Genomic DNA, 24,407 nt, shown 5'->3' with positions numbered 1-24,407 from the left:
GGTGCAGCCACAGGGAGATAATATGGAACGTAAATTTGTGGACTGGCATCCGGCAGATATCATTGCCGGGCTGCGTAAAAGAGGCACATCCATGGCGGCGGAATCGCGTAAGGCGGGGTTAAGCTCCTCGACGCTCGCCAATGCGCTGAGCCGCCCCTGGCCTAAGGGCGAGCGTATCATCGCTGATGCACTCGGGACCGAACCGTGGATCATCTGGCCGTCGCGTTACCACGACCCGCGCACCCATGAGTTTATCGACCGCACGCGACTGATTCGCCACCGCTAAGGCAGCAAAAAGCCGCTGACATCAGATGCCAGCGGCTTTGTGTTTTATTACGATATTACGGGAGCAGGATCACTCGCCGTGAATACGCTCAATGTTCGCACCCAGCGCACGCAGCTTATCTTCGATGCGATCGTAGCCGCGATCGATGTGATAGATACGATCCACCAGCGTCGTTCCTTCCGCAATACAGCCCGCCAGAACCAGACTTGCTGAAGCACGAAGATCCGTTGCCATCACCTGCGCACCGGAGAGCTTTTCAACGCCGTGACAGATCACGGTATTGCTCTCGATTTCCGCGTGCGCACCCATGCGGATCAGCTCCGGCACGTGCATGAAGCGGTTTTCGAAGATGGTTTCGGTAATCACACCGGTGCCTTCCGCTACCAGGTTCAGCAGGGTGAACTGCGCCTGCATATCGGTCGGGAACGCCGGATGCGGTGCGGTACGCACGTTCACCGCTTTCGGGCGCTTGCCGTGCATATCGAGGCTGATCCAGTCTTCACCGACTTCGATATCGGCACCGGCTTCACCCAGCTTCGCCAGCACCGCGTCCAGGGTGTCAGGACGGGTATTGCGGCACATTACTTTGCCACCGGAAATAGCCGCAGCCACCAGGAAGGTGCCGGTTTCGATACGGTCAGGCAGGACGCGGTAGACGCCGCCACCCAGACGTTCAACGCCTTCGATGGTAATACGATCGGTGCCCTGACCTGTGATCTTCGCTCCCAGCGTATTCAGGAAGTTAGCGGTATCGACGATCTCCGGCTCACGCGCGGCGTTTTCGATAACGGTGGTTCCTTCCGCCAAGGTGGCAGCGGACATAATGGTCACGGTCGCGCCTACGCTCACCTTGTCCATCACGATATGCGCGCCCTTCAGGCGGCCATCAACGGAAGCCTTAACGTAGCCCTCTTCCAGCTTGATCTCGGCGCCGAGTTTTTCCAGGCCAAAAATATGCAGATCCACCGGACGCGCACCAATCGCGCAGCCTCCCGGCAGCGAGACCTGGCCCTGGCCGAATCGCGCCACCAGCGGACCCAGCGCCCAGATGGAGGCGCGCATGGTTTTCACCAGCTCGTAAGGCGCGCAGAAGATGTTGACCTGGCTGGCATCGATCATTACGGAACCGTTACGTTCGACTTTGGTTCCAAGCTGGCTGAGCAGCTTCATAGTGGTATCAATGTCTTTCAGCTTCGGTACGTTCTGGATCTCTACCGGCTCTTCCGCCAGCAGCGCAGCGAAGAGAATGGGCAGTGCGGCGTTTTTAGCGCCTGAAATTGTGACTTCGCCACTGAGCCGGGTCGGCCCCTGAACACGAAATTTATCCATTGAAGCAATTCTCTGTTAGCAATTCATATCCGCTGCCGGCAAGACGCCCACAGCTCAAAAACCGTTGAGTTTACGATCGCGTTCCCATTCTGCCGGGGTGTAAGCCTTAATCGACACGGCATGCATACGGTTATCGGCAATAAACGGCATCAGCGGACCATATACGGTCTGCTGTTTTTTGACGCGACTCATGCCATCGAACAGCTCACCCACTGCGATAACCTGAAAATGGCTACCGTCACCGGAGACAATCACCTGCTGGAGCGGTAATGCGTTCATCAACACGCTCTGAATTTCTTGATTTTCCATGGGCTCTATCATTCGTTGGTTAAGGAAAACAGCCAAACATCTTAGAGGAAACGGACAAAGTCTTAAATAAGCAAAAAAGCCCTTGAGCGAAACTCTCGAGGGCTTTTTAGTAACACAATGAAAATATTAATTATTTGAGGCAGGCAGCAGCGAGCTTGGTAGGTTGTAAAGCTGCGATAATGCTGTCAGGTTCTCGCTCATACCGCTGATCGTTACCGGCGTACCCGCTTCAGAGGCCAGGGCATAGAGGTGAATGATCAGCGCCAGACCGGCGGTGTCTACCCGGGTCAGTCCACTCAAATCAAGGGTCGTGACCCCGGCGCTGACCTGCTCTCTGACATCCCACAGCGGCAGCAGGGTGTCGTTCTCCAGCTCACCGCGCAGGATCAGGCGCGTCTCTTCACGCGCCCAGCTCAAGGCCTGAGACATTATTTCTGCTGGTCCAGGGTAATCGGCTGACGCGAGATGGACTTCAGCTGCGCCGTCAGACCGTCGATGCCTTTAGTACGCAGCAGATCGCTCCACTCGTTCTGCTTGGTCGTGATCATGCTTACCCCTTCGGCAATCATGTCATACGCCTGCCAGTGACCGCTCTGGCTGTTTTTACGCCACTGGAAGTCCAGGCGCACCGGCGGACGTCCGTTCGGGTCGACGATGGTGACGCGAATCGGAATGATATTGGCATCACCCAGAGGCTGCTCCGGCGCGATCTGATAAGACTGGCCGTGATAGAGCGCCAGCGCCTGGCCATAAGCCTGCTTCAGGTACTCACGGAACGCGGCGAAATACGCCTCGCGCTGCGCCGGAGTGGCATCTTTATAATAGCGACCCAGTACCAGCGCACCGGCGTATTTGATCTGCACATACGGCAGCAGCTCCTGATCGACGATCTCGCGCAGGTAATCCGGGTTTTGGCGGATCTGCGGCTGCTCATTTTTGAGGCGATCAAAAGTTTTCTTCGCCGCATCGTTCATCAGCGCATATGGATTTGACTGGTCGGCCGCTATTGCCAGCGGGGCTACCACCACCAGCATCGCAACCATTAACAGACGTTTGAACATAGTCATTATCTCCTGAATTAGTTCACGGCACCGGGTTGCGGCGCTGCACTATTATTCTCGGGTTCCTGTCCCGGCGCATCGGCGTCATTCTTATTGTCGCCGCTGTTACTCTTGTAAAGGAACTGTCCGATAAGGTCTTCCAGCACCATTGCGGATTTGGTGTCCTGAATGACGCCGCCCTCTTTGAGGATAGACGTTCCCAGCTCAGGGTCCTCAAAACCGACGTTAAGCGCCAGATATTGCTCACCCAGCAGGCCTGACGTGCGGATCGCCAGCGAACTGGTATCGGGGATATGGTTGTACTGCTCTTCAATATCCATGGTTACGCGCGGCAGATAGGTTTTCGGGTCGAGTGAAATATCAGCCACCCGACCAATCACCACCCCGCCGATACGCACCGGTGAGCGCTCTTTCAGGCCGCCAATGTTATCGAACGTCGCGTACAGACGGTACGTCGGTTCAGTACGTAATGAGGTGACGTTGGCCACTTTGAGGCAGATAAACAGCCCGGCCAGCAGCGCCAACAGCATAAAAATGCCAACCCAGATTTCATATTTCTTCGTTTGCATGAACTTAATTCCCAAACATCAGTGCAGTGAGCACAAAATCCAGGCCGAGAACGGCCAGCGATGCGTGCACAACGGTACGTGTAGTTGCCCGGCTGATCCCTGCGGACGTCGGAATCGCATCATAGCCATTAAATAACGCAATCCACGTTACGGTAATGGCAAACACCACACTCTTAATTAAACAGTTCACCAGATCGAGGCGCCAGTCTACGGCATTCTGCATGGCAGACCAGAAGAAGCCAGCGTCGATACCTTTCCAGCTCACGCCCACCAGCGCGCCGCCCCAGATGCCGACGGCGACAAACAGGATGGTCAGCAGCGGCAGGGAGATGACCCCGGCCCAGAAGCGCGGCGAGATAACACGACGCAGCGGGTCAACCGCCATCATCTCCATGCTGGAGAGCTGTTCCGTGGCGCGCATCAGGCCAATTTCTGCCGTCAGCGCCGAGCCGGCTCGGCCGGCAAACAGCAGCGCGGCGACGACCGGCCCCAGTTCACGCAGCAGCGACAGTGACACCAGCATCCCGAGGCTGGTTTCAGCGCTGTAGGTCGTCAGTACCAGATATCCCTGCAGGCCAAGCACCATACCAATAAACACGCCAGAAACGATGATAATCACCATCGACAGCACACCGACGTTATAGAGCTGACGCATCAGGAGCGGGGCGTGCTTGCGAAATTCGGGCTTGCCGACCACGGCATTGAACAGCATCAGCCCGGCGCGTCCGAAGGTCGCGCAGCTCTTTAACCCGCGATGGCCGATGGCGGCCAGTGCATTTAACAACATGGGCGGATTAACTCCCTGTTCCAGTCAGAAGATCGTGACGATAATCCCCGGCCGGGAAGCGGAACGGCACCGGGCCATCCGCAATACCGTCCATGAACTGCCGCACGCGCGGATCGTCGTTCTGCTGCAGCGACGGAGTACTACCCTGCGCCACGATGCGCTGATCGGCAACGATGTAGGCGTAATCCGCAATGCTCAGCACTTCCGGCACGTCGTGGGAGACCACGATGCAGGTAACGCCCAGCGAGCGGTTCAGTTCCGAGATAAGCTTGACCAGCACGCCCATGGTAATCGGATCCTGACCCACGAAAGGTTCGTCAAACATGATCAGATCGGGTTCAAGGGCGATGGCCCGCGCCAGCGCCGCACGACGCGCCATGCCGCCGGACAGCTCGGAGGGCATCAATTTTGCCGCGCCGCGCAGCCCAACGGCTTCCAGCTTCATCATTACGGTGCTGTGCAGCAGCGGCTCGGGTAAACGGGTATGTTCACGCAGCGGATAGGCTACGTTTTCGAAAACGTTGAGATCGGTGAATAGTGCGCCGGACTGAAACAGCATGCTCATGCGCTTACGCACCGTGAACAGCCGCGAGCGCGACATCTCAGGGATGTTTTCGCCATCAAACAGGATCTGCCCGCAATCGGGTTGGATCTGCCCGCCGATCAGGCGCAGCAGCGTGGTTTTTCCGATCCCGGAAGGCCCCATGATGGCCGTAATTTTGCCACGCGGCACCGTCAGCGACATGTCATCAAAGATGCGCCGGTTGCTTCGGCTAAAGGTGACACCGTTGACTTCGACCAGATTTACATCGGTCTGGCTCATGACGTAATCCTTTCAGAGAAAAATTAACGGGTAAGCATGGCACCAGACGCCATCCTGAACCCCACATTTTTACAGATATTTGCTGCCAGGGGTTAGCGAAAGCTGGCATTTGTTTTACTTTTCCGGCGCATAAAGTCAGAATTACGCATCGATCGGACACCTGCCTGACCGGCAGCCGTTCCCCCTGTGGACCGACGATTATACCCGAATAAAGGATTTTTCATGCTCTTAGCTACGGCCCTGTTAATTATCGGTTTACTTTTGGTTGTCTACAGTGCCGATCGGCTGGTTTTTGCTGCCTCAATTTTGTGCCGGAGCATGGGCATCCCGCCGCTGGTGATCGGCATGACGGTGGTCAGCGTCGGCACCTCGCTGCCGGAGATCATCGTGGCAGTTTCCGCCGGTCTTAACGGTCAACTGGATTTGGCGATGGGGACCGCGCTGGGATCGAACATCACCAATATCCTGCTGATCCTCGGCCTCGCCGCATTCCTTCATCCTTTCACGGTGCATTCTGATATCCTGCGTCGCGAACTGCCGCTGATGCTGCTGGTCAGTATGCTCGCCGGCCTGTTCTTTTATGATGGCGCGCTCTCCCGCAGCGAAGGGGTCATTCTGCTGCTGCTGGCGGCATTTTATCTGCTGTTTATTGTTAAAATCGCCCGCCTGGCTGAAAAACAAGGCAGCGATCGCCTTACGCAGGAGCAGCTTGCGGAACTGCCGCAGGACGGCAGCGTACCGGTGGCCTGCCTGTGGCTGGGGGTCGCGCTGATCATCATGCCGATGGCGACACGTATCATCATCGATAACGCGACGGTAGCGGCGCACTATTTTGCCGTCAGCGAACTGACGATTGGCCTGACGGTGATTGCGATTGGCACCAGTCTGCCGGAGCTGGCTACCGCCATTGCTGGCGCGCGAAAAGGCGAAGATGACATCGCTATTGGCAACATCATCGGGTCTAATATCTTTAATATTGCAATTGTGCCGGGGCTACCTGCGCTGATTGCGCCAGGCACATTTGACCCGCTTGCGTTCTCGCGCGATTACCTGGTGATGCTGGTGGTCAGCGTCATCTTCGCCCTGCTCTGCTGGCGGCGCTCACGCCACATCAGCAGACGCACCGGCGCCCTGTTAACCTGTGGTTTTATTGTGTGGATGGTGATGATTTTTGCGATCTCACCGCGTCTTGTTGGATAAATCGGAAACTCACTATGTCGCAGATAGATTTACCGCCGGGCTTTGACTTTCAGCAGGCAGGAAAGGATGTCCTGGAAATTGAACGTGAAGGCCTGGCGCAGCTTGACCGCTACATCAACGACGATTTTACTCAGGCCTGCGAGAAGATGTTTTACTGCCCGGGTAAAGTGGTGGTTATGGGCATGGGCAAATCGGGCCATATCGGCAAAAAGATGGCGGCCACGTTCGCCAGCACCGGTACGCCTTCCTTCTTTGTGCATCCTGCCGAAGCCAGCCACGGCGACCTCGGCATGGTCACCGCTCAGGATATCGTCATCGCTATCTCCAATTCTGGCGAATCCAATGAGATCCTGGCGCTGATCCCGGTGCTTAAGCGCCTGCAGGTGCCGCTCATCTGCATCACCAGTCGCCCGGAAAGCGCCATGGCGCGCGCAGCCGACATTCACCTGTGCGTGAAAGTGCCCAAAGAGGCGTGCCCGCTCGGGCTGGCTCCGACCTCAAGCACCACTGCAACGCTGGTAATGGGCGATGCGCTGGCGGTGGCCCTGCTGAAAGCACGCGGCTTTACACCGGAGGATTTCGCCCTCTCGCATCCGGGCGGCGCGCTGGGCCGTAAACTTCTGCTGCGCGTGAACGATATTATGCATACCGGCGATGAAATCCCGCGCGTCAGCAAAGATGCCACGCTGCGCGATGCGCTGCTGGAGATTACACGTAAAAACCTCGGCATGACGGTGATCTGCGACGATCTGATGAAAATCGAAGGCATCTTCACTGACGGTGACCTGCGCCGCGTATTCGATATGCGGGTTGATCTGCACCAGCTGAACATCGCCGACGTGATGACCTCCGGCGGCATTCGCGTACGACCTGGTACTCTCGCCGTCGACGCGCTCAACCTGATGCAGTCCCGCCACATTACTTCTGTCCTGGTTGCTGATGGCGACCAGTTGCACGGTGTGATACATATGCATGATCTGCTGCGCGCCGGCGTAGTGTAATGAAGGATAAGCGTGAATGAGTAACCTGAATGCGTCTCTGGCGACCTGCTACGGCCCCGTCAGCACGCACGTAATTGAGCGGGCGGCACAGATTCGTCTGCTTATTCTCGACGTTGATGGCGTGATGTCTGACGGCCTGATTTATATGGGTAATAATGGAGAAGAGCTGAAGGCGTTTAACGTCCGTGACGGCTACGGTATCCGTTGCGCCCTCACCTCAGGTATTGAGGTGGCCATCATCACCGGGCGGAAAGCGAAACTGCTGGAAGACCGCTGTGAAACTCTCGGCATTACACATCTTTACCAGGGACAAAGCGATAAACTTGTCGCCTGGCGCGATTTACTGGATAAACTGTCAGTTAGCCCGGAAAATGTGGCTTACGTCGGTGACGATTTAATCGACTGGCCGGTAATGGAAAAAGTCGGGCTGAGCGTGGCGGTTGCCGATGCGCATCCGCTGCTGATCCCCCGCGCTGACTACGTTACCCGCATCAGCGGCGGACGCGGCGCGGTACGCGAAGTATGCGATTTGCTGCTGCTGGCGCAGGGCAAGCTTGAAGAGGCCAAAGGGCAATCCATATGAGTAAAACCAGACGTTGGGTAATCGTGTTGCTCGTGCTGGCGGTGCTGGTGTTAATCGGGATAAACCTCGCCGATAACGACACCACCAGCCAGGTAGCGACCAACAGCGGTGAGCCGACGTACCAGAGCGAGCAGTCCAACACGGTGGTGTACAGCCCTGAAGGCGCGCTGAACTACCGTCTGGTGGCGCAACACGTTGAATACTATTCTGACGACGCGGTCTCATTTTTCACCAAGCCGGTGATGACCTCGTTTGATAAGGCAAAAGTGCCGACCTGGTCAATCAGAGCAGACAAGGCCAAATTAACAAACGATCAGATGCTGTATCTTGAGGGCCACGTCGAGGTTAACGCCCTGACGCCCGATTCACAGTTACGTAAGATCACCACAGACAAAGCACAAGTTAACCTCGTGACGCAGGATGTTTCCTCCGACTCGCTGGTAACGCTTTATGGCACAAGCTTTAACTCCAGCGGTATGAAGATGCGTGGTAACTTACGCAGCAAGAACGCCGAGCTGATTGAAAAGGTTAGAACATCCTATGAAATTCAGAACAAACAAACGCAGCCTTAATCTGCTGCTGGCGAGCGTATTACTGGCATCCAGCCCGCTGGCGCTGGCGCTGACGGGTGATACCGAAAAGCCAATCCATATTGAATCCGATCAGCAGTCGCTGGATATGCAGGGCAACGTCGTGACCTTTACCGGCAATGTGGTGGTGACGCAGGGCACCATCAAAATCAATGCCGATAAAGTCGTGGTTACCCGTCCGGGTGGTCAGGAAGGCAAAGAAGTCATCGACGGCTACGGCAATCCCGCGACCTTCTACCAGATGCAGGACAACGGCAAGCCGGTAAAAGGCAACGCCTCGCAGATGCACTATGAACTGCAGAAAGACTTCGTGGTGCTGACCGGTAACGCCTATCTTGAACAGCTCGACAGCAACATCAAGGGCGACAAGATCACCTATCTGGTGAAAGAGCAGAAAATGCAGGCGTTCAGCGAAAAAGGCAAACGCGTGACCACCGTGCTGGTGCCGTCGCAGATGCAGGAAAAAAATGGCCAGGCCGCGCCTGAGGCCCAGAGAAAGAGTAACTGATCCGCTATGGCTACACTTATCGCAAAAAACCTCGCTAAAGCCTACAAAGGCCGCCGCGTGGTGGAAGACGTCAGTCTGACGGTTAACTCCGGCGAAATCGTCGGTCTGCTTGGCCCTAACGGCGCTGGTAAAACCACCACCTTCTACATGGTCGTGGGCATCGTGCCGCGCGACGCCGGCAACATCATTATTGATGACGAAGATATCAGCCTGCTGCCGCTGCACGCCCGTGCGCGTCGCGGGATTGGCTATCTGCCGCAGGAAGCGTCTATTTTCCGCCGCCTGAGCGTCTACGATAACTTAATGGCGGTGCTGCAGATCCGTGACGATCTCACCGACGAACAGCGTGAGGATCGCGCGAAAGAGCTGATGGAAGAGTTCCATATCGACCATCTGCGCAACAGCCTCGGGCAGTCGCTCTCCGGGGGTGAACGCCGCCGCGTTGAGATCGCCCGCGCCCTCGCCGCCAACCCGAAATTCATCCTGCTGGATGAACCCTTCGCCGGGGTTGACCCGATTTCGGTTATCGACATCAAACGCATCATTGAGCATCTGCGCGACAGCGGCCTCGGCGTGTTGATTACCGACCACAACGTACGTGAAACACTGGCGGTGTGCGAGCGTGCGTATATCGTCAGCCAGGGGCATTTGATTGCCCACGGCACCCCTGCCGCCATCCTCGAAGATGAGCAGGTGAAGCGCGTGTATCTTGGGGAAGAGTTCAGACTCTGATACGGTAGCCATTAATGTGTATCGCCTGAACCTCTTCTGGCGCGGTGTCTCTCACCGTGATGACAGGTTCAGGTGTAAAACCTGAGGATATCCGCTCTGATTATGAAGCAAGGTTTGCAACTTAGGCTCAGCCAACAGCTTGCTATGACGCCCCAGTTGCAGCAGGCTATCCGTCTGTTGCAGCTGTCTACGTTAGAACTTCAGCAGGAACTGCAGCAGGCGCTGGAAAGTAATCCGCTGCTTGAGCAAACCGATCTTCACGACGAGATTGCCACCCAGGAAACCACCGACAGCGAGGCGCTGGATACCCGCGAAGCGCTGGAAAAGCCTGACATGCCGGAAGAGCTTCCGCTGGATGCCAGCTGGGATGAGATCTACACCGCCGGCACCCCGTCGGGCAACGGCGTCGATTATCAGGACGACGAACTGCCCATCTACCAGGGTGAAACCACCCAGTCGCTACAGGATTACCTGATGTGGCAGGTAGAGCTGACGCCCTTCTCTGACACCGATCGCGCCATTGCTACCTCCATCGTTGATGCCGTGGACGAGACCGGCTATCTCACCGTCCCGGTGGACGATATTCTTGAAAGCATCGGCAATGACGAGCTGTCGCTGGAGGAAGTGCTGGCGGTGCTTAAGCGCGTACAGCGTTTCGACCCCGTTGGCGTTGCCGCCCGGGATCTGCGCGACTGCCTGCTGATCCAGCTGTCGCAATATGCCAAAGATACGCCCCGCCTCGCCGAAGCCCGCTTGATCGTGAGCGATCACCTCGATCTGCTCGCCAACCACGATTTCCGCAGCCTGATGCGCGTAACCCGGCTGAAAGAAGATGTGCTCAAAGAGGCGATGGCGCTGATCCAGTCCCTGGATCCGCGTCCGGGCCAGTCGATCCAGACCGGCGAGCCGGAGTATGTGATCCCGGATGTACTGGTACGCAAACACGCCGGACGCTGGGTCGTCGAGCTGAATGCCGACAGCCTGCCGCGCCTCTCCATCAATCAGCACTATGCGTCACTTGGCGGCAGCGCACGCAATGAAGCGGACAGCAACTTCATTCGCAGCAACCTGCAGGAAGCGAAGTGGCTAATTAAGAGCCTGGAAAGCCGCAACGATACGTTGTTGCGCGTCAGCCGCTGCATCGTCGAGCAGCAGCAGGCCTTCTTTGAGCAGGGCGAAGAGTACATGAAACCGATGGTGCTGGCGGATATCGCCCAGGCCGTCGAGATGCACGAATCCACGATTTCACGCGTGACCACGCAGAAGTATCTGCACAGCCCGCGCGGTATTTTTGAACTGAAGTATTTCTTCTCAAGCCACGTCAATACCGAGGGCGGCGGCGAAGCCTCCTCCACGGCAATCCGTGCGCTGGTGAAGAAATTGATCGCGGCGGAGAACCCCGCCAAACCGCTGAGCGACAGTAAACTGACAACCCTGCTGTCCGACCAGGGCATCATGGTGGCCCGTCGTACCGTTGCCAAGTACCGAGAGTCTTTATCCATCCCGCCGTCTAACCAGCGTAAACAGCTGGTGTGACTTAACCGATAAGGAAGACACTATGCAGCTCAACATTACCGGTCACAACGTCGAAATTACCGAAGCGCTGCGCGACTTCTTGACGACGAAGTTTGCCAAACTGGAACAATACTTCGAAAGGATTAACCAGGTTTATATTGTGCTGAAAGTGGAGAAGGTGACGCATATTTCGGATGCCACACTGCACGTGAACGGCGGGGAGATCCATGCCAGCGCGGAAGGTCAGGATATGTATGCCGCTATCGACGGTTTAATTGATAAACTGGCGCGGCAGCTCAACAAACATAAAGATAAACTAAAACAACATTGACTGTCCGGGCGTATAGCTGATGCGTTGACGGCTCGTGGCCCTGGCCCGAGCCGTTTCCCGCTCAATCGCCCGCACGCGCGGGCGCGGTCAGAAGCGCATCACGAGACGCTCAGGTGAAACGATATGATGAACAATGAATCCGCTCTGCAACTGAGCACCGTCCTGAATCAGGAATGTACACGAAGTGGCGTCCACTGCCAGAGTAAAAAACGCGCGCTGGAAATTATCAGCGAACTGGCGGCAAAGCAGCTCAGCCTGCCGCCGCAGGTGGTGTTTGAAGCGATACTGACCCGCGAACGCATGGGCAGTACCGGTATTGGTAACGGCATCGCCATTCCTCACGGCAAGCTGGAAGAGGACACGTTGCGCGCCGTGGGCGTTTTTGTGCAACTGGAAACGCCCATCGCTTTTGACGCGATTGATAACCAGCCGGTGGATCTGCTGTTTGCCCTGCTGGTGCCTGCCGATCAGACAAAAACGCACCTTCATACGCTGTCGCTGGTGGCGCGGCGTCTGGCAGATAAAACCATCTGCCGTCGCCTGCGGGCGGCGACCAGCGATGAGGAGCTGTACCAGATCATTACTGAAGGCAGCGATGAGACTGAATAACAAAGGCCGACACGTGGTCTGCGATGGTGCCGTCACGGTATCATCTGATGTCCGGGGGAGAGACAGTTCATGGTGCTGATGATTGTCAGTGGCCGTTCGGGCTCAGGGAAATCCGTAGCCCTGCGCGCGCTGGAAGATATGGGTTTTTACTGCGTAGACAACCTGCCGGTGGTGCTGCTGCCGGAGCTGGCGAACTCCCTGGCCGACAGGCAGATTTCTGCTGCGGTCAGCATTGATGTGCGTAACATGCCGGAATCGCCGGAAGTGTTCGAACAGGCGATGAGCAACTTGCCCGACACCTTCTCGCCGCAGCTGCTGTTCCTTGATGCCGACCGCAATACCCTGATTCGTCGCTACAGCGATACCCGTCGTCTGCATCCGCTTTCCAGCAAGAATCTGTCGTTGGAAAGCGCCATTGATGAAGAGAGCGATCTGCTGGAGCCGCTGCGCTCGCGGGCCGATCTGATCATCGACACCTCGGAAATGTCGGTGCACGAGCTGGCCGAAATGCTGCGCACCCGCCTGCTGGGCAAGCGCGAGCGCGAGCTGACGATGGTGTTTGAATCCTTCGGCTTTAAGCACGGCATCCCGATTGACGCCGATTACGTATTTGACGTGCGCTTTCTGCCTAACCCGCACTGGGATCCGAAGCTGCGTCCCATGACCGGCCTCGATAAGCCCGTCGCCGCGTTTCTCGATCGCCATACCGAAGTGCACAACTTTATCTACCAGACGCGCAGCTACTTAGAACTCTGGCTGCCGATGCTGGAAACGAACAACCGCAGCTATCTCACGGTTGCCATCGGCTGTACCGGCGGTAAGCACCGCTCGGTCTATATCGCTGAACAGCTGGCGGACTATTTCCGCTCGCGCGGTAAAAACGTTCAGTCCCGTCATCGTACCCTGGAAAAACGTAAAGCATGACCGTTAAACAGACCGTTGAAATCACCAACAAGCTGGGGATGCATGCCCGCCCGGCCATGAAGCTGTTTGAACTGGTGCAGAGCTTTGATGCGGAAGTGCTGCTGCGTAATGAAGCAGGCACCGAGGCTGAAGCGAGCAGCGTAATCGCCCTGCTGATGCTCGACTCCGCTCAGGGCGGGCACATTGAGGTTGAAGCCAGCGGCCCCCAGGAGCAGGAGGCGCTCACGGCGGTCGTCGCCCTGTTTAATGCCGGGTTCGACGAAGAGTAATGCTTTCTTCCTTCCCTCTCTGAAAAACGCCGATCGGCGTTTTTTATTGCCCGTCGTTTACAGATTTTCTACATTTTGTGCGCTCTTCACTTTCAGAATAAACCTTAAGAAAAACTTAAGACTCTCGTTGAAAGTTCATTTAACTAACCTGGCGATACTGGTGGTGTGTTAATAAATATTTCCAGGAAAGTCACATGATTCGTTTATCTGAACTGACCCCCCTGGGCACCGGGCGGCACCGCAAGTGTTATCCGCACCCGGATGACGCCCAGCGCTGCATCAAAATTATCTACAACAGCGGTCACGGCGGGGATAAAGAAACCCGACGCGAGCTGAACTACTACGCACAGCTGTCGCGCCGCCTGAAAGACTGGAGCGGTATTCCGCGCTACTACGGCACGATAGAAACCGATCTCGGCACCGGCTACGTCTACGATGTGATTACCGATTTCGACGGTAAGCCCTCAATAACGCTTACCGAGTTTGCTGAACAGTGCCGCTATCCTGAAGATGTGAAGGTGCTGCGCCATATGCTGAAAGCGCTCAGACGCTATATGGAAAACAACCGGATTGTGACAATGACGCTGAAGCCGCAGAACGTGCTGTGCCGCCGTATCAGCGCCTCAGAAGTGGTACCGGTGATCTGTGACAATATCGGGGAAGGCACGCTGATCCCACTGGCGACCTGGTCCGGATGGTTCTATCAGCGCAAGCTGGAACGCACCTGGCAGCGCTTTATGGCCAGCAAGGTTCTGGCCGCGGTACTGGAGAGTGAAAAGACGCTGCCAGCCAGCGCCAACCCGATGGAACTCTCATCCCATCAGGCTTAACGCTGTTTAATCCAGGTGATGCTGCGCCATAAAGGATTCACCACCCAGCTGGCGCATCTGGCGTAAAATCCACGCCTGACGGCGCTGTACATAGCCAGAGGGCGCATTCGCCTTGTAGCGGATCGGATTAGGCAGCACGGCGGCAAGCAGCGCGGCCTCGCTGGCAGTCAGGCGGCTGGCGGGCTTGTTAAAATAGCGCTGCGCTGCCGCCTCAACGCCAAACACGCCGTCGCCAAATTCAGCAATATTCATGTAGACGGTCAGGATGCGCTTTTTGCTCCACACCGTCTCGATGCCCAGCGTCAGCCCTGCCTCCAGGCCTTTACGCAGCCAGCTGCGACCGTCCCACAGGAACATATTTTTTGCCGTCTGCTGCGAGAGCGTAGACGCCCCGCGCACGCGCGTGTCGCTGCGTTCGTTATGCGCTACTGCCTGTTGGATGGCCGCCACGTCAAAACCCCAGTGCTCAGGGAATTTCTGATCCTCGGCGGCAATTACCGCCATCCCCATCCACGGCGAGATGTTATCCATACTCACCCAGTCTGAGTGCGCTACGTAGCTGAAGTCGCCGCTGAACCAGGCAGAGAGCTGCCGCTCCGCCATCACCATGGAGAACGGTACCGGCAGCACGCTGAACGCCAGAATCCCGCCCACCCAGCACAGCATAACGATCGCAACCCCACGCAGCAGCCAGCGTTTGATCAGCCCAAGGGGCGACATACGCCCTCGCTTCACTCGCAAAGCTCCAGCACGCGGGCCACCAGTTTCTCGATGCCCTGTGCAGCCTGCGCGATGTCCTCGGCCAGCATCCACGCCGGGGTGGTGACGATGCGGTTATCTTCATCAATAACGATGTCATCCACCGGGCAAGGCACATGCTCACCGCCCATCGCTTCCACCATCTCTGCAGTATCAATATCGGTGCCGATAGTGAGGCGCAGCGGAGCCGGAATAATTTTTGGCAGCATTGCGGGGGCAATACAGATGAAACCCTGAGGTTTACCGGCCTGATGCATCGCCTGGCTCAGGCGCAGCAGATCGTCGTCGATGACGGCATCGCTGCCCGCGCTCGCTACCGTGCTGAGGTTTTTCGCTGCGCCAAAACCACCCGGCACAATCAGCGCATCCAGATCGTCTGCCCGCGCGCTGACGAGAGGGTGAATATCACCGCGGGCAATGCGCGCCGCTTCCACCAGCACATTACGTGTTTCCGGCATCGTCTCGCCGGTAAGGTGATTGATCACATCGCTCTGGGCTTTGTCCGGCGCGTAGCAGATCGCGGTGGCACCATTTCTCGCCAGCGCCAGCAGCGTAATCACCGCCTCATGAATCTCCGAACCGTCGTAAACCCCGCATCCGCTCAGCACGACTCCGACTTTTTTCATTTCCCTGCCCTCAGGTAACACAATGATGGTTATCACAAATTTGCAATTAAACGCTAAGCGTCACACATTTTACTGAATCATGTAACAAAACATGTGAGTTTTGCTATCTTATGTGCGACCCACGAGATACCACTGGCCGCGCCGGGCTGACAATCACTATCCAAATGGCGAAGCCACGATTTCCCTGGTGTTGGCGCAGTATTCGCGCACCCCGGTTTAGCCGGGGTCATTTTTTATGGGTCTTCTCCACCCAGGTTTTCAGCGCTGACACGTCGTGTTGCCACTCCTGTTTCAGCTCCTCAATCCATTCACCAACGTTATCCCACCACGCCGGTAAATCCGGGGACTGAATTTGCTGCGCCAGCTGCTGAAGATGGCGCAGGCCGACCGAGCCGGCGGCACCTTTAATTTTATGTCCTTCTTCAACGATGCCTTTCTGATCCCGGGCGGTAAAGTTGGACTCCAGCACCTCCAGATAACCCGGCATCATCTTCTCAAACACCGCCAGCCCGTCGGTGATCAGTTTCGGGCCAACCAGTTCGATATACTGCTCAAGCATCGGTATATCAAACAGACTCTGCTGCTTATCGTGATCCTGCTGCATCGTATCCTCCTGCTCGTCATCCCGGACGTCCCAGAATTTTTTGATGGTGGCAGCCAGCGCCGGCACCGCCAGCGGCTTGCTCAGCACGTCGTCCATCCCGGCGTCCAGATACTCTTTCTTGTCTTTCAGCACGTTGGCGGTCAGCGCCACCAGCGGCGGCAGTTCGTCTTTACCGTAGCGCTGGTTTAACTCGCGAGAGATATCCAGCCCGGTCATATCCGGCAGCTGAATATCAAGCAGCACCAGGTCATATTCGCCGGGGCTGAACATCTCCAGCGCCGCGCTGCCGGTCATCGCTACGTCCACGCTGTTACCCAGTTTTTCCAGCACCGAACGGGCAACAATCACGTTGAGCTCGATATCTTCTACCAGCAGCACGTGCAGCGCCGGCAGCGGCATATCGTCCTCATCCAGCGTGTTTTCCACCTCTTCCGCGACGCGCGGTGCCTGTATCGTCAGGGTGAAGATCGAGCCGCGGCCCGGCTGGCTGTCGACGGTAATATCTCCGCCCATGCTTTTCGCCAGCCGACGCGATACCGCCAGACCAATACCGGTCCCGGTGGCCGGCTTGCCGCCGTTGCTGTCCTTCACCTGATAGTACATAGCAAAAATCTTGTCCTGCTCCTCCTGCGGAATGCCGATACCGGAGTCCTCCACCTCGAAGCGCAGCATGGTGCCTTTCTCATAGGCAATCCGCACCGTAACCTGCCCTTCCTGAGTAAATTTCACCGCGTTGCTGATGAGGTTCCACAGGATCTGGCGCAGGCGCGTACCGTCGGTTTTCACCATGTGCGGCAGCGGCAGCGCGGGTTCCATGACAAAGCGTAGCCCTTTTTGCTGGGCCTGCAGCCCGGCAAGGTTTTCCAGATCGGCAAGGAAGCTGGTGAAGTCTACCGGCTGGTTGTCGAGCTGCACTTTACGCCGCTCAATTTTGTCCATGTCGATAATATCGTTGAAGATATTACCCAGCGTTACCGCTGAGACGTGGATTGTCTTCAGGTATTTCTCCTGCTCGGCCGTCAGGTCGGTATCCAGCAGAATGCGGCTCAGGCCAACGATGCCGTTGAGCGGCGTGCGCAGTTCATGGCTGATGGTAGAGATGAAGGTGGTCTTATCGCGGCTGGCGCTCTCCAGCGCATCCTGATAGCGCTTACGCTCGGTGATGTCGCGGCCAAAGCCCATCAGGCCGTGACGTTTACCGACGCGGTCGTAGTACGGCACTTTGCGGATCTCAAAGCAGGCTTTGCGCCCGTCCGGGTAGTCGAGCCACTGTTCATAGGTCAGCGACACGTTGTGGCGGAACACTTTCTCATCGGTTTCCAGTACTTTCTCGGCCGCGTCGGCGCTATAGACATCATGCGGCTTCAGGCCGATCAGCTGCTTCTCGCTTTTACCGGTCAGCAGCTCCACGGCGCGGTTGCAGCCGGAAAACTCTTTGTCTTCGTTACGATAGAAAACCAGGTCGGGCGAGGCGTCGAGGAAGGAGCGCAGGAAAGAGGATTGTTGCTCAAGCTGAAGCTGGGTCACCTCACGCTCTTTCATTTCAATTTTCAGCTGCTCAAAGGTGGCCTGACGTTCGGCTTCGGCCTTTTCACGATCGGCGATCTCCTGATTAAGCTGGGCGATGTTGTTCTTTAGCTGGACATTCAGTTTCAGATCGCGCTCGCGCATCTCCTCCAGCTTTTCCACCAGCTTCGACAGCCGCTGGCGCGACTCCTCCAGCTGTTCGACCACCACCGAAAGAAAATAGACCGCCCAGGGGGTGATCAGCAGACCAAAGAAGATGGAGCGGATCACATCGATGCTTTCCACCTGGCCGTGAAGCACCATCGTGACCGCCATCTGCACCACGATCGCCAGTACCACGAGCGCCAGGGCCAGCAGCATGGAAAACCGCACCAGCCCCAGTTTCATCATCAAATCAACATAGTACTGCGCCAACATTCGGATCTGCTTCATGTCTCTTTCCTTTGCACGCTTTGCGCCATCATACTCAATTCGCGCCGCCAGGTTGATGATAGCGCGAAAAAAGTGCGGCACGCGCCGGGGTTTAGCGGGCAATGGCTGCAGCGGTGGAACAGACAATATCTTCCGGCGCGTGCCAGGCTCGCCCGATGGCGCTGCCCTGGCCGCCATGCTGAGTAAGATAGCGATCGATCTCCACCATGCCGGTCCAGCGGTTCTCACACCACAGCGGCGCGAGTAATGTTGGCCGACGGGCGCTGGCGGACACACGATGGAAAACCACCTCTGGCGGCGTATGGCGGATCATCTCCCCGGCAATGGCCGTGTACGTTTCCAGCGCGATGGCGTTAAGCCGCCCGGCCTGCCACGCCTTTGCCATGGTGCTGCCGGTTACGATATGCAGCGGATGCAGTTTGATACCTTCCGTCCCGCTCTCCACAACGCGATCGAGCGTCACACGATTTTCCGTCATTCCCTCCCCCGGCAAGCCCACAATAAGGTGGCAGCAGACTTTCAGGCCGCGCGCCCTGGCGCGGCGAGTGGTTTCCAGATAGCAGGCCACATCGTGACCGCGGTTGATGCGGCGCAGCGTGACATCGTGGGCGCTTTGCAGGCCCAGCTCCAGCCATATCTCCAGCCCTTGCTCGCGATAGCCGGCCAGCAGATCCAGTACGGTCTCCGGCACGCAGTCCGGACGGGTGCCCACGCACAGCCCTACTACGTTTGCCTGGCTCGTCGCCTGCTGGTACATACTGCGCAGTAGCTGCACTTCAGCCCAGGTGCTGGTATAGGCCTGGAAATAGGCGAGATAGCGCGAGGCGCGGTTGACCCTTTGCGCCTGGTGCGTTAGCTGTTCTGAGACAGAAAGGTGCTGCTGCGCTTCATCAGCAAACGAGGCGACGTTACAGAAGGTGCAGCCGCCGCGTCCGAGGGTGCCGTCCCGGTTCGGACAGCTGAAGCCGCCGTGTAGGGTAAGCTTGTGAACCTTTTGCCCATGGCGACGGGCAAGATCCCCACCAAACATATTGACTAATTTCTGTAACTGCATAATCTGAGTGACCGGCCTGAGAAAAGGGCCAAGCCTGCCATTTTAAACGTATTCCGGCGATGACATGGATCAAACGCCCTGGATACGCTTTACCTGTTGAATAATCATTCATTAAAATCGAAATTTCACGCATTCGTAATGTGATTACTTTTGCTTATAACATTGCCCATTATTTAAGGAATATGACACAGCGGCAAAAACAGTGGCATGCTGCGGCGAGCGGAGCATTATTGGCATTTTATGCTGGTATTCGCGCCAGTGGCGCTATGGTTTGCGCTTTTTACCGCTTATCGATAGTGAGACAGATCACACTCCTCAGGCCTGATACGCTGCGCTTTTTGAATGTAAAAAAGGTTAAATAAGCCTGTATATCATTAGGTTAAGCGCTCATTAGCACAATTTTGTATAAATAAGAATGCCATTTGACCTGAATCCGGATTCCCGATAAGTTGGAAATCCGCTGGAAGCTTTCTGGATGAGCGTTCTGCTCATCATATTTATGCAGTTATAGAGATTCCCTCTTAAAGCAAGTCCTCAACACTTGTGTACCGATGCGAAAAGGATAAAGAGAGGGCGACAGATGAGGTTAACCGCCTCACTTAATATCGTCGCCTTGCCCTCATTACGCCTGTGCGCAATCGGTAACGAAGGGGTCCGCAGAGCCTGGGGAGGTTCACTGATATGTTGTACGATAAATCTCTTGAGAGGGATAACTGTGGTTTCGGCCTGATCGCCCACATAGAAGGCGAACCTAGCCACAAGGTAGTGCGAACCGCCATTCACGCACTGGCTCGTATGCAGCACCGTGGCGCAATCCTTGCCGACGGTAAAACCGGCGATGGTTGCGGCCTGCTGCTGCAAAAACCGGACCGTTTCTTCCGCTTCGTTGCCGAAGAGCGCGGCTGGCGGCTGGCAAAAAATTACGCCGTCGGCATGATTTTCTTAAGCCAGGATGTCGAGAAGGCGCAGGCCTCCCGCCGCATTGTGGAAGAAGAGCTGCAGCGTGAAACGCTGTCTATCGTCGGCTGGCGTGATGTACCGACCAACGACGGCGTGCTGGGCGAGATCGCCCTCTCCTCCATGCCGCGCATTGAGCAAATCTTCGTTAACGCCCCGGCTGGCTGGCGTCCGCGCGATATGGAGCGCCGTCTGTTTATTGCCCGCCGCCGTATCGAAAAGCGTATCCAGGATGATAAAGACTTCTACGTCTGCAGCCTGTCGAACCTCGTCAACATCTATAAAGGTCTGTGTATGCCGGCGGATCTGCCGCGCTTCTACCTGGACCTTGCGGATCTGCGTCTGGAATCGGCCATCTGCCTGTTCCACCAGCGCTTCTCCACCAACACCGTGCCGCGCTGGCCGCTGGCGCAGCCGTTCCGCTATCTGGCCCACAATGGTGAGATCAATACCATCACCGGTAACCGCCAGTGGGCGCGCGCGCGTACCTACAAGTTCCAGACCCCGCTGATCCCGGATCTCCATGACGCCGCGCCGTTCGTCAACGAAACCGGCTCTGACTCCAGCTCAATGGATAACATGCTGGAGCTGCTGCTGGCAGGCGGCATGGACATCGTGCGTGCCATGCGTCTTTTAGTGCCGCCAGCCTGGCAGAACAACCCGGACATGGACCCCGACCTGCGCGCCTTCTTCGACTTTAACTCCATGCACATGGAGCCGTGGGACGGCCCGGCAGGCATCGTAATGTCCGATGGTCGTTTCGCCGCCTGTAACCTCGACCGTAACGGCCTGCGGCCGGCGCGCTACGTCATTACCAAAGACAAGCTCATCACCTGTGCTTCCGAAGTGGGCATCTGGGATTATCAGCCGGACGAAGTGGTCGAAAAAGGCCGCGTCGGACCGGGCGAGCTGATGGTGATCGACACCCGCGTCGGGCGCATTCTGCACTCGGCGGAAACCGACTACGATCTGAAAATCCGCCACCCGTATAAAGAGTGGATGGAGAAGAACGTGCGCCGCCTGGTGCCGTTTGAAGATCTGCCGGACGAGCAGGTCGGCGCGCGCGAGCTGGACGACGATCTGCTGGCCAGCTACCAGAAGCAGTTCAACTACAGCAACGAAGAGCTGGACTCCGTGATCCGCGTGCTGGGCGAGAACGGCCAGGAAGCGGTCGGCTCCATGGGTGACGATACCCCGTTTGCCGTGCTCTCCAGCCAGCCGCGCATTATTTATGACTATTTCCGCCAGCAGTTCGCGCAGGTCACCAACCCGCCGATCGATCCGCTGCGCGAAGCGCACGTTATGTCGCTGGCCACCAGCATCGGTCGCGAGATGAACGTGTTCTGCGAAGCCGAAGGCCAGGCGCACCGCCTGAGCTTTAAGTCGCCGATCCTGCTCTACTCCGATTTCAAACAGCTCACCACGATGGAAGAGGAGCACTATCGCGCCGACACGCTCGATATCACCTTCGACGTGAATGAAACCTCGCTTGAAGCGGTGGTTAATGCGCTGTGCGATCGCGCCGAGCAGATGGTGCGTAACGGCACCGTACTGCTGGTGCTCTCCGACCGTAACATCGGCAAGGACCGTCTGCCGGTACCGGCGCCGATGGCGGTGGGCGCTATCCAGACTCGTCTGGTTGAGAAGAACCTGCGCTGCGACGCCAACATCATTGTTGAAACCGCCAGCGCCCGCGACCCGCACCACTTTGCCGTGCTGCTGGGCTTCGGTGCAACGGCCATCTACCCGTATCTCGCCTACGAAACGCTGGCGAAGCTGGTGGATACCGCAGCGATCGAGAAGAACTACCGCACCGTGATGCTGAACTACCGTAACGGCATCAACAAAGGCCTGTACAAGATCATGTCCAAAATGGGCATTTCGACCATCGCCTCTTACCGCTGCTCGAAGCTGTTCGAAGCGGTGGGCCTGCACGATGAGGTGTCGTCGCTCTGCTTCCAGGGCGTGGTCAGCCGTATCGGCGGCGCGGGCTTTGCCGACTTCCAGCAGGATCTGCTGAACCTGTCGAAACGCGCCTGGCTGGTACGTAAATCCCTCGACCAGGGCGGCCTGCTGAAGTACGTGCACGGCGGCGAATACCACGCTTATAACCCGGACGTGGTGCGCACCCTGCAACAGGCGGTACAGAGCGGTGAATACAGCGATTATCAGCAGTACGCAAAGCTGGTGAACGAACGTCCGGCGGCCACGCTGCGCGATTTGCTGGCGCTGGCCCCGCAGGGCGAGTCCGTGAGCATCGACAACGTGGAACCAGCAAGCGAGCTGTTCAAACGCTTTGACACCGCCGCGATGTCCATCGGCGCATTAAGCCCGGAAGCCCACGAGGCGCTGGCCGAAGCGATGAACAGCATCGGCGGCAACTCCAACTCTGGCGAAGGCGGCGAAGATCCGGCGCGTTACGGCACCAACAAAGTTTCGCGCATCAAACAGGTTGCCTCGGGTCGCTTCGGCGTCACCCCGGCGTATCTGGTTAACGCTGACGTGATCCAGATTAAAGTCGCCCAGGGGGCGAAACCGGGCGAAGGCGGTCAGCTGCCGGGCGACAAGGTTACCCCGTACATCGCGAAACTGCGCTACTCGGTGCCGGGCGTGACGCTTATCTCCCCGCCGCCGCACCATGACATCTACTCAATTGAGGATCTGGCGCAGCTGATTTTTGACCTGAAACAGGTCAACCCGAAGGCGATGATCTCCGTGAAGCTGGTTTCCGAACCAGGCGTCGGCACCATTGCTACCGGCGTGGCGAAAGCCTATGCGGACCTGATCACCATTGCCGGCTACGACGGCGGCACCGGTGCAAGCCCGCTCTCGTCGGTGAAGTACGCCGGCTGCCCGTGGGAGCTTGGCCTGGTGGAAACCCAGCAGGCGCTGGTATCTAACGGCCTGCGCCACAAGATCCGTCTGCAGGTGGATGGCGGCCTGAAAACTGGCCTCGACATCATCAAAGCGGCGATTCTCGGCGCGGAAAGCTTTGGATTCGGCACCGGGCCGATGGTGGCCCTGGGCTGTAAATACCTGCGTATTTGCCACCTGAACAACTGTGCCACCGGCGTGGCGACTCAGGATGACAAGCTGCGTAAGAACCACTATCACGGCCTGCCGTTCAAAGTGACCAACTACTTTGAATTTATCGCCCGTGAAACCCGCGAGCTGATGGCGCAGCTTGGCGTGACGCGTCTCGTGGATCTCATCGGTCGCACCGACCTGCTGAAAGCGCTGGACGGTTATACCGCGAAGCAGCAGAAGCTGGATCTGTCACGCCTGCTGGAAACCGCCGAGCCGCATCCGGGTAAAGCGCTGTACTGCACCGAACATAACCCGCCGTTCGATAACGGTGTGCTGAACGGTCAGTTGCTGAACCAGGCGAAACCTTATGTGGACGAACGCCAGAGCAAGACCTTCTGGTTTGATATCCGCAATACCGACCGCTCAGTGGGTGCTTCACTCTCTGGCTATATTGCCCAGACCCACGGCGACCAGGGGCTGGCTTCCGACCCAATCAAAGCGCACTTCAGCGGCACCGCGGGCCAGAGCTTCGGCGTCTGGAACGCAGGCGGCGTGGAGCTGCACCTGACCGGCGATGCCAACGACTATGTGGGTAAAGGCATGGCGGGTGGTCTGCTGGCGATTCGTCCGCCGGTAGGTTCCGCGTTCCGCAGCCATGAGGCGAGCATCATCGGTAACACCTGCCTGTATGGCGCAACCGGTGGCCGTCTGTATGCTGCGGGCCGTGCCGGTGAGCGTTTCGGGGTGCGTAACTCCGGGGCGATCACTGTGGTGGAGGGTATCGGTGATAACGGCTGTGAATACATGACCGGCGGTATCGTCTGTATTCTCGGCAAAACCGGGGTTAACTTCGGCGCGGGCATGACCGGCGGCTTCGCCTACGTGCTGGACGAAGACGGCGAATTCCGTAAACGCGTGAACCCGGAGCTGGTGGAAGTGCTGAGCGTTTACGATCTGGCGATCCACGAAGAGCACCTGCGCGGCCTGATTACCGAGCATGTGCAGCACACCGGCTCGCAGCGCGGGGAAGAGATCCTGGCGAACTGGCCAGCGTTCTCCACCAAATTTGCACTGGTTAAACCGAAGTCCAGTGATGTCAAAGCATTGTTGGGTCACCGTAGTCGTTCCGCAGCCGAGCTGCGGGTGCAGGCGCAGTAAGAGGTCG

25 protein-coding genes are annotated in these 24,407 nt (G+C 57.3%); 14 read left to right on the top strand and 11 right to left on the bottom strand.

Translation table 11 applies throughout. From position 1 onward, the window contains the following. Positions 1-22 precede the first annotated feature (22 nt). Positions 23-286, top strand: a complete 264-nt coding sequence (sfsB, locus tag KFZ77_RS02275) for a DNA-binding transcriptional regulator SfsB (protein ID WP_031519046.1) — start codon at positions 23-25, stop codon at positions 284-286. Between the two features lie 69 nt (positions 287-355). Here the strand turns inward: sfsB and murA are convergent, their stop codons facing one another. The 7 genes from murA to mlaF form a co-directional block, all read right to left on the bottom strand. Then, positions 356-1,615, bottom strand: coding sequence for a UDP-N-acetylglucosamine 1-carboxyvinyltransferase (murA, locus tag KFZ77_RS02270; protein WP_031519047.1), 1,260 nt, complete (start codon positions 1,613-1,615; stop codon positions 356-358). Positions 1,616-1,669: 54 nt separating this feature from the next. After that, positions 1,670-1,924 (bottom strand): BolA family iron metabolism protein IbaG, encoded by a 255-nt coding sequence (gene ibaG / locus KFZ77_RS02265; RefSeq protein WP_024549637.1) that lies wholly within the window; start codon positions 1,922-1,924, stop codon positions 1,670-1,672. Between the two features lie 126 nt (positions 1,925-2,050). After that, positions 2,051-2,353 carry a lipid asymmetry maintenance protein MlaB gene (gene mlaB, locus KFZ77_RS02260; protein WP_031519049.1) on the bottom strand — a complete coding sequence of 101 codons (303 nt, stop codon included), beginning with the start codon at positions 2,351-2,353 and terminating at the stop codon, positions 2,051-2,053. Then, complete coding sequence (gene mlaC / locus KFZ77_RS02255) at positions 2,353-2,985, bottom strand: phospholipid-binding protein MlaC (protein ID WP_031519051.1); 633 nt, start codon at positions 2,983-2,985, stop codon at positions 2,353-2,355. Before mlaC ends, mlaB begins: the two co-directional genes overlap by 1 nt. A 17-nt stretch (positions 2,986-3,002) precedes the next feature. Continuing rightward, positions 3,003-3,554 carry an outer membrane lipid asymmetry maintenance protein MlaD gene (mlaD, locus tag KFZ77_RS02250; protein ID WP_035890781.1) on the bottom strand — a complete coding sequence of 184 codons (552 nt, stop codon included), beginning with the start codon at positions 3,552-3,554 and terminating at the stop codon, positions 3,003-3,005. A gap of 4 nt (positions 3,555-3,558) precedes the next feature. Continuing rightward, entirely contained in the window at positions 3,559-4,341 is a 783-nt protein-coding gene (mlaE, locus tag KFZ77_RS02245) for a lipid asymmetry maintenance ABC transporter permease subunit MlaE (protein ID WP_031519054.1), read from the bottom strand. 7 nt (positions 4,342-4,348) lie between these two features. Further along, a complete protein-coding gene (gene mlaF / locus KFZ77_RS02240) occupies positions 4,349-5,164 on the bottom strand; it encodes a phospholipid ABC transporter ATP-binding protein MlaF (protein ID WP_264385322.1) in 816 nt (271 codons plus the stop codon). A gap of 222 nt (positions 5,165-5,386) precedes the next feature. Here mlaF and KFZ77_RS02235 point away from each other — a divergent pair, with 222 nt between their 5' ends. The 12 genes from KFZ77_RS02235 to yrbL all read left to right on the top strand — a co-directional run bounded on the left by KFZ77_RS02235 (position 5,387) and on the right by yrbL (position 14,256). Continuing rightward, on the top strand, positions 5,387-6,364 hold the full coding sequence (locus tag KFZ77_RS02235; RefSeq protein WP_264385321.1) for a calcium/sodium antiporter: 978 nt from the start codon (positions 5,387-5,389) through the stop codon (positions 6,362-6,364). A gap of 14 nt (positions 6,365-6,378) precedes the next feature. Next, positions 6,379-7,365, top strand: coding sequence for an arabinose-5-phosphate isomerase KdsD (kdsD, locus tag KFZ77_RS02230; protein WP_031519058.1), 987 nt, complete (start codon positions 6,379-6,381; stop codon positions 7,363-7,365). Between the two features lie 16 nt (positions 7,366-7,381). Continuing rightward, entirely contained in the window at positions 7,382-7,948 is a 567-nt protein-coding gene (gene kdsC, locus KFZ77_RS02225; RefSeq protein WP_264385320.1) for a 3-deoxy-manno-octulosonate-8-phosphatase KdsC, read from the top strand. Beyond that, complete coding sequence (lptC, locus tag KFZ77_RS02220; RefSeq protein WP_264385319.1) at positions 7,945-8,520, top strand: LPS export ABC transporter periplasmic protein LptC; 576 nt, start codon at positions 7,945-7,947, stop codon at positions 8,518-8,520. Before kdsC ends, lptC begins: the two co-directional genes overlap by 4 nt. Continuing rightward, on the top strand, positions 8,489-9,046 hold the full coding sequence (gene lptA / locus KFZ77_RS02215) for a lipopolysaccharide ABC transporter substrate-binding protein LptA (RefSeq protein WP_031519063.1): 558 nt from the start codon (positions 8,489-8,491) through the stop codon (positions 9,044-9,046). The genes lptC and lptA overlap by 32 nt, the downstream gene beginning before the upstream one ends. 6 nt (positions 9,047-9,052) lie before the next feature. Beyond that, positions 9,053-9,778: an LPS export ABC transporter ATP-binding protein gene (gene lptB / locus KFZ77_RS02210; protein ID WP_031519066.1), complete on the top strand. Its 726-nt coding sequence runs from the start codon at positions 9,053-9,055 to the stop codon at positions 9,776-9,778. Positions 9,779-9,880: 102 nt separating this feature from the next. Then, complete coding sequence (gene rpoN, locus KFZ77_RS02205) at positions 9,881-11,314, top strand: RNA polymerase factor sigma-54 (protein WP_031519068.1); 1,434 nt, start codon at positions 9,881-9,883, stop codon at positions 11,312-11,314. A 22-nt stretch (positions 11,315-11,336) separates the two neighbouring features. Continuing rightward, entirely contained in the window at positions 11,337-11,624 is a 288-nt protein-coding gene (hpf, locus tag KFZ77_RS02200) for a ribosome hibernation promoting factor (protein WP_031519069.1), read from the top strand. Positions 11,625-11,747: 123 nt separating this feature from the next. Continuing rightward, the gene (gene ptsN / locus KFZ77_RS02195) at positions 11,748-12,233 is read left to right on the top strand and encodes a PTS IIA-like nitrogen regulatory protein PtsN (protein WP_031519071.1); all 486 of its coding nucleotides are present in this window, start codon (positions 11,748-11,750) and stop codon (positions 12,231-12,233) included. Between the two features lie 69 nt (positions 12,234-12,302). Beyond that, on the top strand, positions 12,303-13,157 hold the full coding sequence (rapZ, locus tag KFZ77_RS02190) for an RNase adapter RapZ (protein WP_031519072.1): 855 nt from the start codon (positions 12,303-12,305) through the stop codon (positions 13,155-13,157). Continuing rightward, complete coding sequence (npr, locus tag KFZ77_RS02185; protein WP_031519074.1) at positions 13,154-13,426, top strand: PTS phosphocarrier protein NPr; 273 nt, start codon at positions 13,154-13,156, stop codon at positions 13,424-13,426. Before rapZ ends, npr begins: the two co-directional genes overlap by 4 nt. A 194-nt stretch (positions 13,427-13,620) precedes the next feature. Then, positions 13,621-14,256 (top strand): PhoP regulatory network protein YrbL, encoded by a 636-nt coding sequence (gene yrbL, locus KFZ77_RS02180; RefSeq protein ID WP_264385318.1) that lies wholly within the window; start codon positions 13,621-13,623, stop codon positions 14,254-14,256. Between the two features lie 6 nt (positions 14,257-14,262). On the opposite strand, the gene mtgA is transcribed toward yrbL, so the two are convergent. The 4 genes from mtgA to KFZ77_RS02160 all read right to left on the bottom strand — a co-directional run bounded on the left by mtgA (position 14,263) and on the right by KFZ77_RS02160 (position 19,258). Next, positions 14,263-14,976 (bottom strand): monofunctional biosynthetic peptidoglycan transglycosylase, encoded by a 714-nt coding sequence (mtgA, locus tag KFZ77_RS02175; RefSeq protein ID WP_406678796.1) that lies wholly within the window; start codon positions 14,974-14,976, stop codon positions 14,263-14,265. 11 nt (positions 14,977-14,987) lie between these two features. Next, positions 14,988-15,641, bottom strand: coding sequence for an isoprenoid biosynthesis glyoxalase ElbB (gene elbB, locus KFZ77_RS02170; protein ID WP_264385316.1), 654 nt, complete (start codon positions 15,639-15,641; stop codon positions 14,988-14,990). A gap of 226 nt (positions 15,642-15,867) precedes the next feature. Continuing rightward, positions 15,868-18,204: an aerobic respiration two-component sensor histidine kinase ArcB gene (gene arcB, locus KFZ77_RS02165; protein WP_264385315.1), complete on the bottom strand. Its 2,337-nt coding sequence runs from the start codon at positions 18,202-18,204 to the stop codon at positions 15,868-15,870. Between the two features lie 91 nt (positions 18,205-18,295). Further along, positions 18,296-19,258: a TIGR01212 family radical SAM protein gene (locus KFZ77_RS02160; protein ID WP_264385314.1), complete on the bottom strand. Its 963-nt coding sequence runs from the start codon at positions 19,256-19,258 to the stop codon at positions 18,296-18,298. Between the two features lie 681 nt (positions 19,259-19,939). On the opposite strand from KFZ77_RS02160, the gene gltB reads away from it, so the two are divergent. Further along, a complete protein-coding gene (gene gltB, locus KFZ77_RS02155) occupies positions 19,940-24,400 on the top strand; it encodes a glutamate synthase large subunit (protein ID WP_264385313.1) in 4,461 nt (1,486 codons plus the stop codon). Positions 24,401-24,407 lie beyond the last annotated feature (7 nt).

The sequence above is a fragment of the Siccibacter colletis genome (assembly GCF_025914095.1).
In the GTDB taxonomy this organism is placed as follows: Bacteria; Pseudomonadota; Gammaproteobacteria; order Enterobacterales; family Enterobacteriaceae; genus Siccibacter; species Siccibacter colletis.
This window is presented reverse-complemented; position numbering and strand designations above follow the sequence as displayed.